At 41.3% G+C, this 13,798-nt stretch carries 6 protein-coding genes and 2 pseudogenes; 3 read left to right on the top strand and 5 right to left on the bottom strand.

Translation table 11 applies throughout. From position 1 onward, the window contains the following. Positions 1-163: 163 nt before the first annotated feature. Positions 164-3,949, top strand: a complete 3,786-nt coding sequence (locus tag GO007_RS15410) for a DUF1998 domain-containing protein (protein ID WP_143350178.1) — start codon at positions 164-166, stop codon at positions 3,947-3,949. A 151-nt stretch (positions 3,950-4,100) separates the two neighbouring features. On the opposite strand, the gene GO007_RS15405 is transcribed toward GO007_RS15410, so the two are convergent. The 4 genes and pseudogenes from GO007_RS15405 to GO007_RS15395 all read right to left on the bottom strand — a co-directional run bounded on the left by GO007_RS15405 (position 4,101) and on the right by GO007_RS15395 (position 8,543). After that, positions 4,101-5,720 (bottom strand): DUF2326 domain-containing protein, encoded by a 1,620-nt coding sequence (locus tag GO007_RS15405; protein WP_095101319.1) that lies wholly within the window; start codon positions 5,718-5,720, stop codon positions 4,101-4,103. After that, positions 5,710-5,883 (bottom strand): ABC-three component system middle component 7, encoded by a 174-nt coding sequence (locus GO007_RS29555; protein ID WP_328592366.1) that lies wholly within the window; start codon positions 5,881-5,883, stop codon positions 5,710-5,712. Before GO007_RS29555 ends, GO007_RS15405 begins: the two co-directional genes overlap by 11 nt. A gap of 34 nt (positions 5,884-5,917) precedes the next feature. Beyond that, a complete protein-coding gene (locus GO007_RS15400; RefSeq protein ID WP_095101315.1) occupies positions 5,918-6,697 on the bottom strand; it encodes an ABC-three component system protein in 780 nt (259 codons plus the stop codon). Positions 6,698-7,500: 803 nt separating this feature from the next. Then, a pseudogene (locus GO007_RS15395) lies at positions 7,501-8,543 on the bottom strand (IS3 family transposase). A gap of 371 nt (positions 8,544-8,914) precedes the next feature. Between GO007_RS15395 and GO007_RS15390 the strand changes: the two are divergent. Together GO007_RS15390 and GO007_RS15385 are read left to right on the top strand one after the other, a co-directional pair. Next, entirely contained in the window at positions 8,915-12,151 is a 3,237-nt protein-coding gene (locus GO007_RS15390; protein ID WP_095101313.1) for a hypothetical protein, read from the top strand. Between the two features lie 23 nt (positions 12,152-12,174). Then, positions 12,175-12,870 (top strand): hypothetical protein, encoded by a 696-nt coding sequence (locus GO007_RS15385; RefSeq protein ID WP_095101311.1) that lies wholly within the window; start codon positions 12,175-12,177, stop codon positions 12,868-12,870. Positions 12,871-13,012: 142 nt separating this feature from the next. Here the strand turns inward: GO007_RS15385 and GO007_RS15380 are convergent. Then, a pseudogene (locus tag GO007_RS15380) lies at positions 13,013-13,636 on the bottom strand (IS3 family transposase); the annotation flags it as partial. Positions 13,637-13,798: the final 162 nt, after the last annotated feature.

The raw sequence follows: 13,798 nt of genomic DNA, 5'->3' as shown, positions 1-13,798 counted from the left end.
ACTATATCGTCGGGTATTACAGCTCGCTAAGGCCGCATGACTATAACGGTGGGTTACCCCCAAACGAATCGGAAAATCGATACTGGAAAAACTCTAAAGCGGTGGCCAGTTTTAGTTGACCACTACACAACCACACGAGCGATGCAGTTGCGGCGCTCCGGTTTTGGAATATTATACTTGCCGTCATTGTGGCACTTCATATGCCAGGGCCTATACAAATGATGTTGCGCAGCCACGCTATTTATGGTCCAAAGAAGGTGAAAGAATTGAGACTGCTTCAGGGCTTATAGAGGCTCTTCATCCTCTTGATCTTCTTATTGAAGAACCGCCATCGGATGATAAAGCCAAAGCCGCTTACTATGATCTTGTATCGGGCCAGCTTAATCCAGATGTACTAGGAGAGAAATATCGAACCGTCTTCCTTGCTCCTGCAAAGCCCGTAACAGATGGCTCGAAAGATACAACCCGTGGAGCAGGTCCAGGGCAATTCGCTCCTTGTGCATGTTGCAACCAGATGGCAGGTCATGGACAATCTAGCGTTCAAGATCATCAGACCAAGGGCGATCAACCGTTTCAGGCTTTATTGGGATCACAGCTAAGAATACAGCCCCCTGGTCCACAGCAACAAACTTCTTTTGCGCCACTTCGTGGGCGTAAGGTTCTAATCTTCTCTGATTCTCGCCAAGTAGCCGCTCGTCTGGCTGGCACACTTCAGAACTATTCCTTACGTGATGCTGTGCGGGCACTCCTTCCGTTGGGTTATAAGATTCTTAGCCGCGATCCGGACTTCTCCAAAACTCTTGTGCTCAACCATGCGTACTTATCAGTTTTAGTGGCTGCCCATAAGTTAGGCGTTCGACTAAGGCCCCAACTTGGTGATGCAGAAACACTTTCAGAGGTAGAAGGACCAAGTCCAGGCCCATCTCCCGCAGGTATACAGCTCTTTCAACTCCTCAGTTCGTTGTCCCGATGCCCGCAGCGTCTTATGCAGGCAATCTCCGATACGTTTAAACATACGAACATGGGACTTGATCTGGAGGCCTTGGCGATCGCCACGATTGGCGAGCCTCCACAAATCTCGTCCAAGATTGTAAAACTTCCCGATCTACCAGGAGTCGCCGAAACCGAGGAGGCTAAATTGACAGTCTGTCGAGCTTGGCTGCGATGCTGGACGCTTGATCCGGGAATCTGGTTTTCAGACATGCCTGACTCTTGGTGGAATGAACGAGTGAGATCCCATCAAGGGGTATTTACTGCCATGAACCGAGTTCTTGTATCGAAGCAATCGAAATCAATATTCAAAAAGAATTGGCTTCCAACTCTTCTGACCATTTTTACCGAGCAAACAATGGGAGGGGGACATCGTTTAGTTGCTTCGAAGCTTTCTCTTCATTTAAATGGTCAGTGGCAGCGATGCAATAGTTGCAAATCTGTTCATCGCCCAGTCGGAACTCTCAGTAGATGTATTGACTGTGAAAGTTCCGATGTGAGCAACTTTGATCCCGCTTTAGATGAGGTTTACAAGGCACGTCGTGGTTTTTATCGCGACCCTATCGCTTCAGCACTTGATGTTGAAGATCCCCAACTAATGACCATTATTGCAGCAGAGCACACAGCTCAACTTGGAGCGGCACAGCCGGATGAAGCCTTCTCTCACTCTGAGCGACACGAAATAAGATTTCAGGATATCGATGTCGCCTGGAGAGATAAGGACCGCCCTGGTGAACCCGCTATTGATGTGCTTTCAAGCACCACGACTATGGAAGTAGGTATTGATATCGGTGATCTTTCAGGCGTGGCACTTCGTAATATGCCTCCAACCCGCGCCAATTATCAGCAGCGTGCTGGCCGAGCAGGCCGACGTGCTAATGCTGTTGCGACTGTTGTAGCATTTGGCAGCTCGGACAGCCATGACGACCATTATTTTACGGATCCAGAGGAAATGATACGGGGTAATGTCATTGATCCACGCCTCACGTTAGAAAATCCGGAAATAACGCGACGCCATCTTCGCGCCTACCTGCTTCAGCGCTATCATGAAGACCGTATTCCTGGATTAATCCCAGGTGCCGATCCTAATTTGTTTTCCGTTTTGGGCAAAGTCGGTGATTTCAAAACTCGGGGACCTTTGCTCAATCGTTATGATTTTGCTAAATGGCTAGAAGATAATGCACAAGACCTCGCTAACGCGGCTGATCGCTGGCTACCCACTGAGTTGTCGCCAGATGATCGCCATAGGTTGATTGCTGAAATGATGGTTGACGCGACAGATACGATTGACGAAGCCATAGATTTTATTCAATCAGAGAACCAAGATGTCAACGCCGCCCTAGAAAAAAGTAAGGACGACTCTGGTGATCAAACCGAGAATGAGATAATGACCGAGTCAGAGGATAACGTACATATTGTTGATCCCGCCACGGATAAACTACTTGACCGTCTCCTTTACCGAGGAGTAGTTCCACGGTATGCGTTTCCAACCGATGTTGTGGCATTTCACGTTTTCAATCAAGAGAGATCAACCCCGTTCACATCGGTTATAGATTATGCTCCCGCTCAGGGGCTTGCACTGGCTCTATCTCAATACGCACCAAACAAGCAACTCTGGATAAACGGCAAACAGTATACATCCAAAGCTATATATTCTCCTTATCCAGCCGAACGACGGGACGCTTGGGGAAAACGAAAACTCTACTTCGAGTGCAGCACTTGCTCCCATGCAAGGACTGACGATTACTTAAAAGAGAGGGAGAACACGACAGAGACTTGTCCAGCCTGCAACACACCCAACTCTTTCGGCCCGGCAAGGGTCTGGTTCCGTCCTGTCGGCTTTGCGCACCCAATCGATACACCGCCGGAAACTGAGCCAGACTCACCAAACGAGACCGCAAGAGCGACGCGTGCCAAGTTAGTCATGCAAACGCCTAATCCTGACAAGAGCTGGATTCAGGTATCCGAGCGGGTGCGTGCTTTCAAAGCGAGAGAATTTCTCTTAGTATCAAATACTGGTGTCGATAAAGATGGCTACGATTATTGTCTCGCCTGTGGTCGAATCGAGTCATCGGCGGCTCCTGAGGAACTACTCTCACAACCACACGCTACGCCATTCCGCAGTGAAGAAGGCTCCATCTGCCCAGGAGGAGCGGCAAAACGTCACGTAATTCTTGGGACTGATTTCAAAACTGACATTGCATTATTTTCATTCCCGCTAACAGAGCCGTTCCAACTCTTGCCCGGCAGTATAGAAGCTGATTCTGTACTTAGAACTCTATGCGAAGCTATGGCCAAGGCTGCGTGTCAAACACTAGATATTGAACCGGGAGAAGTTCTAGCCGAATACCGCCCAGCTTTGACAGAAAAAGGCGCAAGCGGTAACGAAGTTGAAATTTTCCTATATGACACATTGGCAGGAGGTGCAGGGTTTTCGACCGAACTTGTGAATCGGGCAAGAGAATTGTTTGAGCACACGCGAAATCTTCTAGCAAGTTGTCCAGAAAACTGCGACACATCCTGCTATCGCTGCCTGCAAAGTTTCCGCAATCGAATGGACCACTCGCTCCTAGATCGCAAACTCGGCATTCAGTTTATTGAACATGCGTTTGATGGTGGATATCCGCCTTATCCTGCCGAGCGTACTCGACGATCGCTTGATCTTCTCGCCCGTGATCTGATTCGGCAGTATGGAACCGAATTTTCTTTCTCTCGTGAAGTTCAACGATATGACAATGAAGCTGGAGCAATAGTAATTCCAATTGTTGCTACACGCCTGGCTACAGGTGCAGAAACTTGGATATCACTCAGTTCTCCACTAGCCCCGGCGATTCCGACAGATCATAAACTCCAGAAACTTAGTCCTCAAGGGTCAGAAAAAATGGAGTGCGCAGATGACCTTATTATTCGTAGACATTTACCAGAGGCAAGTTTGCAACTTCGAGGAAAACTGAGATAAGACCATAGTGAATTTACACTTGGCGGCGACGGAGTCCTCGCCGCCCCCTTACGAAATGGTTCATTAAAAGAAAATATTGATGATGTACTAGTCATTTATTCTAATTACTGGCTATTCAAGCCAGTAATTATTGTTAATACATATCAATTAACTATTGCTGCTCCCTCCAGTCTTTCGTATAGAGCAGATCGTTATCGCTCAACTTGAGAACGGTATGAATCCGCAGCAATCGTTCAACTTTGGCACCGAATTTTGCGGCTTCATCAAATGAAAGGAATATCTGCTTACGTTTAACAGATGCTAGAATTCGGATTATATTCCCTGTGGCAGGAACCTCAATATTCTTGTAGATAACTGAATCATGGATTATGAACGGCAGGTTAGTTAGTGAAAGCATAGCAAGATCGAATGCAACTAAGCCTGCATAAGACTTTCCAGTTCCAGTATCCTCGGGCGAGATGAAGTTGTATGAATTTGCATTTTTTATCCTAAGCTGAGATGCATTTCTGCTCGGCCCGTAAACTACTTTATTGAAGTTTTTTAATTTTATATTTAGTGCATTTTCTATATTAAGGAATATACCAAAGTATATCGCTTCCAAACGTTCTTTGGATAGCAACGCGTCCCTGCCGATAGCTACCTTTTTATCATAAAAGCTATTCTCTTCAGCAGCTTTATCTGCAAGTTCTTTTAGTTCGAACACTCGCATGAACAAATCATCTGGCGTTCCTTTTGCTGCCAAACCAGTTCGTATTTTATTCTCCAAAGCAACGATCTTAGTATTGATTTGCAATAAGTTTTCAGAATACAATGCAAGACCTTTTTTAAGTTCTTTTTGCACTATTTTAGTGATATTTTGATGAAAAGACTCAACCTGCTCAAGACGTTCTGAATCTACATTAGGGAAAAACTCCTTAATAAGAGCAATATTAGCAGTTAATCTCGGTGTTACCCCTGAGATATCTCGATTAATTCGTTCTATTTTTATTAGCACATCATTTTTTTGGCTACCTAATTCATTTTTTTGCTGATGAAGTTTACGCAGTTCTTCGTCAAAGAGGGCTTCATAGGCGCTTAGAGCTCCCGTAAACCCCTGTTTCAAGGCTTTAATAGCATCATTGTTGTCAGTTATTATTTTCTGATTGGTCTTGTATTGAGCCTTGTTGATCTTGGGAATGATTTGAGCATTCATCGACTTGGATATGAGTTTTTTCCTTTCATTATATTCGTCTAAAGTAGACTTCTCTTCAGCGATATCTTCCGTATATTCAAAGAGATCGATGAGTCGTCCAATAGCTACTCCTGCTGATTCTTTCACATCGCCAGAAAATGGTTGCTCAGGGTCTAAAGCACCTTTATTCCATATTCGACTGAAAGGACTAACAAGTGAACGAAAACTACTTTTTAGATGCTCTAAGTTATAGAGTATTTTGAGTTTATCTGTATAATCACCAATGCTAATTTCATCAATTACTTTATAATGCATATTGCACACATGAACCACATTAGATTCACTTGTTGACCGTTTAAAATAATATACAACATCGTCAAAAATAAATTCAAAGATATAACTATGGTGCCCCATAGACTTGATAATACCAGCCTTATCATCCAAAAGAGACATACCACCCATAGCAAAATCAATGACCATCAAAGCAGAGGATTTTCCAATTGAGTTTTTAGCATTATCATCACCAAGAATTACATTCAAGCCATAATTGAATGATATTCCACCATGATTGAAAAGTGAGCAGATTATTTTACTTAACATAATTTATCGTTTCCATCGAAACATCAACATCAATCAAACCAAGAACATATAGGATATCTAAAGCATGTAAAAATTCCGAAGCATCTTGAAAGCTCGCCGAAGTTCTTGTCAATAAGTCCGACAATTTTTCGTCGTCTACTTTGTTTTTTAAAATGACTAGCATTTTAAAAATGGTCGACTCTTCAAGACTCGTGAATTTAGTTGGAACTAGCATCGAACACCTCGCAATTTTGGATAAAAAAAGATGTAAGGATCTTGGATGCAATAATGGATTTACCAGACTTCAAGCTTATCCATTGTGAAACATAGTTAAAAACTAAATCCTTATTCTTAGGGTTTTGCTTTTCCATTATCAGATAATAGGTATTTACTTGATTCTGTAGTATTCGTATGGCGGCTTGATCCAACTGTTCGAGAAGTCGGATATGATTCCTAATAGGTACAAAATAGTCGATAACATTTGAACGAATTTCTCGCTTCTGCAAAGGACTCATATCGGTCTTGAGTTTTTCATTAAGCGAACTGACATCTAGTTTAGTCTCAGAAAAATTCGCAAAATTATCATCACCAAGCACAATGAGATCTAATATTTCGCACACTTCATCTTGCAGAGCATATTGAGAAGCTGTTTGTTTTGCCTTTGTCTCACTAAGATAGCCATTTTTAATATTATAAAGCCTAAGATATTCTTCGATTTTGAAATCTTTGTCATACTTTGTATGGCAATTTGGGCATAAGAGAATTACATTTTCAAGGGAATTGATGTCATCAGGTACTGAATATTGCTCAAGAGCCTTTGCCTGCGATTTATTCGGATTTAATGGATAAATATGAGCAATCTCATATCCTATACTAGGATGTCTAGAACTTGCTTTCTTGAACATCATAGGTAATGTACAGAGCGGGCAACAGCCCCCAGTCTCCGCATATAGAATGCTGTGTTCATTAGCATGGTATTTAATCCTTATATTTGCCATATGTCTGAATCCTGCTCGATTTTTTTTGCCAATGGACTCAAAAGTATGGTGAGCAGAAGGGATCCCTCAGAACTGACGGCTACGGCTGTTTACAATCCCTTAGCCTAGTGTCAGTACAACCTAAGGATAGCTCACCGAATTCATTTGAAGTCATCAAATGTTAAAACGATCTCAGATTTTGTAGTCAAGTGCAATTACCAGAATGTATGATTAAAGATGCAATCAACCATGAGAGTTGCATATGATCACTTTTAAGCATTCAATACAACTAGTTACACCCTATCTGGTGTAAACCAAGCCTATACCTTAATGGTTTACTAGCTCATTAGTTTGGTGATTATTCTGGTTGGCTTGAGCAAATAAGAATCCTCTTTTTGCTTAATTTTTCGCCAGTCACTGGCAAATGAGATCCAAGTTAGGGTGCCATGTTTTTTCATGATTACCCGCGAATCCTTAACTAATTTTTATATAAATGATTAAAGTGTAATTATCCCCCAGTGATTCTATCGGCGTATAGGGGGAAAAATGGTGGTCATTCTGGTGGTCTTGACAACAAGTGAATTCAAGTTTAGCTTATGTATTAGCCTGTTACTGGCAAAGGCGATCCCAGTCAGAGGAGCCAGATTAAAGAAACCAGACGTCTCCTGACGTCTGGTTTTTTGCTTTCTGTCATTTGGATATTCCTTTCTTCAGGTTCACCCTCGTTCACTAAAACCGCACGAAGCCATATCATTTTGCCTGTAAAAATCCTGGTTCGATTGCGCTTTTACTAACTGACCTGCCCCCGGTATTAGATACAACCTTCAGTTAGTAATGTCAGTTTGTTTATCTTCACATTTTCCATTTCGCCACCGTGCTGCAAACTCTGATGGCGTCTGAAGATTCAGTGCCGAATGTGGACGACACTCGTTATAATCCTGCCGCCAGTCATTAATGATTTTCCTGGCTTGAGCGATATCGCAGAACCAGTGCTCATTCAGACATTCATCGAGAAATCGTCTGTTAAAGCTCTCAATAAACCCGTTCTGCGTTGGTTTGCCCGGCTGGATTAAGCGCAACTCAACACCATGCTCAAATGCCCATTGATCCAGTGCACGGCAAGTGAACTCCGACCCCTGATCAGTTCTTATTGTCGTCGGAAAGGCTCGAAACAGTGCAATGCTGTCTAAAATACGCGTGACCTGAACACCTGAAATCCCGAATGCGGTGGTAATTGTCAGACACTCCTTCGTGAAGTCGTCCACACAGGTCAGGCACTTTATCCTGCGACCGGTGGCCAGCGCGTACATGACAAAATCCATCCACCAGCTTAGGTTGGGTGCTGCCGGGCGGAGCAGCGGTAGACGTTACGTTACCAGTCCTTTACGACGTCGTCTGCGTTTTACGCCCAGCCCGCTGAGATGATAAAGGCGGTACACGCGCTTGTGATAAACCAGAAGGCCTTCACGTCGCAGTAACTGCCAGATGCGGCGGTAGCTAAAACGCCTGCGCTTCATTGCCAGCTCAATAATGCGCCCTGATAAATGCGCATCAGCCGCCGGACACTGAGCCTCGTAGCGGCAGGTCGCAACACACATAAACTCAACGGCTTCCCGCTTCTGGTCTGTCGTCAGTACTTTCGCCCCAGAGCCACCTGAAGTGCCTTCTTATCCAGCATGGCTTGGGCAAGCAGCTTCCAGAGTCTGGCGTTCTCTTCCTCAAGCGACTTAAGGCGCTTAACCTCGGGCACCTGCATATCGCCTTACTTCTTACGCCAGGTGTAAAAGGTGGCGTCGGAAATGGCGTGCTTACGGCAGAGCTCACGGGCAGAAACCCTGGCTACAGCCTCGCGGAGGATACTGATGATCTGTTCGTCGGAAAACGCTTCTTCATGGGGATGTCCTCATGTGGCTTATGAAGACATTACCAACATCGCGGTGTGTTAATCAACGGGGAACTGGCCACCTTAATTGTTAATAAAGTGTAAAAATAAAACTGTATTATGTTCTATTTACTAATTTCCCTTTGGACTTATACTGAGAATATATCCTCAGTAATCGATGTTCCCTGCTTAATCGATAAGGATAAATCACTAAGCGGGATGCTAGACTTAGAGCTGGTATGAAAAACGACAAACACAGTTTTTTTTGATATTGAAATATATTTTAATGGTTTTTTTAGGTTTTGAGATTTTTTAAAATTCAAATTACTAAAATCTTTAATGGAGTATTAAAAAACATGAAATCAGTAAATTTAATTGAGCTTTCAGACATTCCAGAGCGTATCATTTCTAATATTGAAAGTCGTGAGGTCGCATTATGGATTCATAGCCTACCAAATGAAATTGCACATTCAGATGACTTAGCGATGTTCCTTGGTTTACCATGGCGACTCGTATTAACTGAAACAATTTCACCGGACATAATAGCTAAACTTAACACAGCTGAAACGGTCAATGACCCCATCACTAGAAAACGTGGTTTCATTCAAGTCATAAATACCAATCCTTCGAACATGGAGTTACCACACAAATGCTTGCCTATATACCTTCTAAATGGCATGGAGAATAGTGGTGGTAAGTCCTTTGATGATAGATTACGTAAAATGATGATGCTTGAAAAGCTTAAAGTTTCAGGTGTTCGTGAGATATTATATATATCAAATGACATAAAAAACAATTATGATGATCTTAGGGATTTATGGGATTCAGGACTGAGATGCTCCTTAAATTTCTCGAGCGAGAATGAAGAAGAAAAAAATAACTTTGAAGATCTGATACAAAAATTTAGTGATTTAAAAGCTGCCAATTTCCTTCGGATACAAACATCCGAAGTCATAAAAAGAACATTACAAATTTATAATGAAGTATACCCTACAACAAGAAAAACAATAAGGATAAAAAACAAGCTTAATGTTTTCAACAAAATCGACATTACTGAACTTGATGATCCAGAAAGACCTATACTTGATTGGTATTCTATAATAGAGGAGAAAGATCTAACGAGCTTAATGCCTGATGAGTTATCAGAAAAAGAATTTATCGATTTCTTTAAAGATCCGCAACAATCCTGGAGACCATATTCAGCGGGCTTGCCATGGCTAAAAGATAGTAAATTCAGTGCCAAACTTAAAAAGTGTTTAACAAGACTTGACCACAACGGTGTCGATGAAAATTGCATCTCTTATATTTCTGCTGAGCCTGGTGCTGGAGGAACAACTCTTGTCCGAATGCTAGCATGGGAATGCGCAAAAGCTGGGTATCCTGTTTTGGTCGCCAAACCACTGCCATTTGTGCCAGATGCATTACCCATTGTTAATATGCTTACAAAAGTTAACCGGAAGGCTGAAGGAATTATTAATGATATAGATAATGATAAAATAACACCCCAGCATTCTAAAAAATATGAAACTCCCTGGGTTATTGTTTTTGATGCAATACATTGGAATTCAAGATCTAAAGAGCTAGAGCAGTTTAGAAATGAAATTATAAAATCAGGCCGGCCAGTCTGCATTTTGATGGTGACAGATACCATAATGAAACTTCCATTCCTCAATAGTTCTGTTTTCAAATCTATAGCCGAGCTAAATCATGCAATAACCAGTGATGAAGCTAAAGATCTGGGTACACATTTAAATAAATATCTTAAGGTATATGGAAAAGAACGCTCTGATTTTCAATGGGAAAGATTTCATAATGAACACTCAATACGACTTGTCGAAGGTTTAACCGCTTTTTGGGTTACGCTGTCTTTCTGGATTCAAGGACAATATGATTTATCTGAATCTATTCAAGAATGGATATATCGTAATTTTAAAGAAAAAGTTAAAGAAGTTGATCAAAAAATTGCAATCATTGAAATTGCCGCATTAAGTTCCGAACGAGAACCAACTCCAGTTAAACTCTTAACGACTTCTGAAGGTAACTGGCCGGTTTCATTAAAATTAGAAGATGACAGATCTGAACTTTCATCTTTAGGGCTTATTTCTTTCTCTCAAAATGATCTAAAGTATTTTTCACTAACACATGATATTTTGGGACGTTTTCTAATAAATGCACTTTTTTACGATAAAGAAATACTAAAAACATTGGGCTTCGAACACGTCATGGATCCGGAACACTTGAGGTTTCTTATTTTACGGAGAGTTTCTCAGAAAAAGGAAATTGGGGAAATTTACTTCAGGACTTTGGGTGAAGATTTTTCAAAATCGATTTTCAAAATTGACCCAGATCACGGACATGCGAACTTTACATTACTTTGGAAAGATGTGCTAGATGCACTAAATAACATGCCGAAATCCTTGAGAGATACTAGTCGTATATTTAGACATCATATGGCTATATCCAAAAGGCGGGTATCAAAACTTGACAATGAAATATATTCAATCAGTGAATTACAAAAGCGTGATATATTGCTGAGTGCAATCGAAGATATCACATATGCTCTAGAGTATATAGATCCAAGTGACAACTCAGAGCCTAATGTAAATTTATACAACTCTCTTGCAAATGCATATTTGGATTTAAGTAAGGTAGAACTAACTATTGGAGCTAGTAATGAGAGATTATTAGAGTTACGAGCCCTTGCAAATGAATTTACTAGAAAAGCCTATCAAGAAAATCCTAATAGCAGATTTGTTATAGAAACGTATGTTAAAAACCTATTAAGTGAGGCTTTAATATCTTCTCCCGAAATAGCTATAGATCACTGCATTTCTGCATTGGGGACACTGTATTCCGCATTGAATAATGAGTCGGGTATATATAGAAATCAGCAACTTAGCAAGTTGGCTGATGAAGCTATACATATTCTATTTCAGCATACATCTTATAATAAAGTCACTTCAAAGCCGTCGAGTCCTTTGGACCTATTAATTGGTGTTTGGAAAATATTCACCAATGAAAAAGATAAAACATCAGTGATGAATCTAACTCAGTTAGATTCTAAGCAAAGGTCAAATGCATTAGAACTGTTAAGCCATGATGTTGGAAAAGGGAATATGCAAGTTATTAGACTTAAATATGACTTAATTTGCATTGATTATCCAAATAATTTCAAAGAACAACTTAACTTAATAGAACAGTTGCAAGTTAAAGATTTTAGGATTTTACCTCAACTTACTCTTGAGTATGCTATCCTTTTATATTTGAATAATAGATATCAAGAAGGTGAAGAATTATTCAAGAATTTGCGCAAAAAATTACGTGAAAATGAGCAATTTGTCCAAGTGCCTGAAAGATTGCATTGGTTAAGGAATGAAAATAACGGTGCTTTATCAATCGTTCATGCTATTATTGGTTCTTCAGATACATTCAGGCCAATGGCTCTCGTGCAAGAATTTAGAAATCAATCTGTTCCTTTCCGAATGGCTGAATTTGGCATCAAGGAATTAAAACCTAGAGAAGCGTTAACTTGTTATGTTTCATTTGGTCACAATGGACCGTTTCTTCGTCCTGTAACCATACAAATGAAATAGGGGACACGATCATGAACCCTACAATGGACTTCGTACAAGCTTATGGTCAAATGGAAGGCTTAAACTTCGCCTTTAAAAATATTATTGTTGAAGGTACTACAGATGTACAGCTTTTCGAGCTAGCTGCAAAAAAAGAACTTGAAATTACAGGGATTGATTTACTTGGTAACGAGTTAGCCTTTATACCTAGTGGAGATAGAGAACGCGGTGGCACTAATGGTGTCATACGTCAATTGATTACACTTCGAAACATTTCACGAACATTGTTATCATCTAATGGCATGCCTAAATATCGTTTTGTTGGTTTATTTGATAACGATTATGCAGGAAAGCAAGCTACGATTCATGCCAGAAAACTTGATTCCAGCATGATCGAGTACAAGGATTATTTCCGTATTCATCCTATCATGCCAATTCCAGGAAATTTACTACCGGAAATTATAAAAAACTGTTTTGAGAGAGAAAATATCAATTACAAAAACTTGGATTGGGAGTTGGAGGATTATCTACCACAGGCATTCATCAACGCATTTATAGATGAAAGTCCGAAATCTGTATCCAAAACTACTAGCTCAGTAGATAAAATTCATAGAGACTTTACAACAGATGGAAAGGTTTTTCTTCACAAGTTTGTTCATAAATATGCTGATCATAATGATTTGGTTGAAGTAATAAATGTAATAAAAGCTATACGGGCTTACTTAAACATTAGATCATAGTATATCTTCTCCATGAGCCCTACATGAGGGCTCATGGAGTTATCTATTTTGTCCCTATTTTTTATGCCCCCCCACTTAGGTTTGAAAATATGTCTCTCAAGCCTTCGCAGTGCCCCTAGCCCAAAATCAATGCAGTGATAAATCAGAGATCTTCGTCTTTTTGCAGGCTCAGAATAAATTCAGCCGGAGTCATGTCATTTAATGATGAATGCGTTCTCTCATGATCATATTCCCTGCGCCAGTTGTCGAGTTTGTCTTGCACATCTTCCAGTGAGAGGAACCAGTGAATGTTCAGGCATTCATCCCGCAGACTACCGTTAAATGATTCAATAAACGGGTTATCTGTCGGCTTTTCGGGGCGAGAGAAGCCCATTGTCATCCCGTTTTCATACGCCCATTTATACAGACTCTTCGAGATAAACTTACTGCCGTTATCTGTCTGAATACGCACAGGCTGGCGTTGACTCAGTACCCGTAATTCTTCCATCGCACCGACCACATCCTCGCCCTTCAGCGACTTTCCGGCGTGGATCGCCAGACACTCACAACTAAAATTATCCACTACAGTTAACGCCCGGAAACACCGTCAGTTAAACAGATTATCCGACACGAAATCCATACTTCAGCACTGATCGACACCGCTCAGGATGAGACGCTGTTGACGATGGGCTGCACTGACATGCCTGCGCGGACGCTTTCTCCACAGGTTTGGTCCTTCCAGACAATAGATCCTGTGTGTTTGCTTGTGGTTAACGGGCCAGCTGTCGACGCCAAGATATCTGACCGCATTAGGTGGGTTACTTGCTGCCCCCTCCGTTGTTATTGAGTTTGAGAGCAATAATGATGAATCGATGATCCGTAGCGATTCACCACATTCAGAGCTGGGAACTCAAACTAGTTTTATGTTACCTGTGTCATTGGTGGTCAC

The organism is Klebsiella sp. 10-1 (assembly GCF_009758445.1).
GTDB classification, from domain to species: domain Bacteria; phylum Pseudomonadota; class Gammaproteobacteria; order Enterobacterales; family Enterobacteriaceae; genus Klebsiella; species Klebsiella scottii.
Note: the sequence above shows the minus strand (reverse complement) of the source record. Positions and strands in the feature narration are given on the sequence as shown.

Bases quoted from the DNA above. Each gene is read 5' to 3' on its own strand.
- GO007_RS15405 (WP_095101319.1), bottom strand. From the start codon at position 5,720: ATGTTAAGTAAAATAATCTGCTCACTTTTCAATCATGGTGGAATATCA.
- GO007_RS15390 (WP_095101313.1), top strand. From the start codon at position 8,915: ATGAAATCAGTAAATTTAATTGAGCTTTCAGACATTCCAGAGCGTATC.
- GO007_RS15400 (WP_095101315.1), bottom strand. From the start codon at position 6,697: ATGGCAAATATAAGGATTAAATACCATGCTAATGAACACAGCATTCTA.
- GO007_RS15385 (WP_095101311.1), top strand. From the start codon at position 12,175: ATGGACTTCGTACAAGCTTATGGTCAAATGGAAGGCTTAAACTTCGCC.
- GO007_RS29555 (WP_328592366.1), bottom strand. From the start codon at position 5,883: ATGCTAGTCATTTTAAAAAACAAAGTAGACGACGAAAAATTGTCGGAC.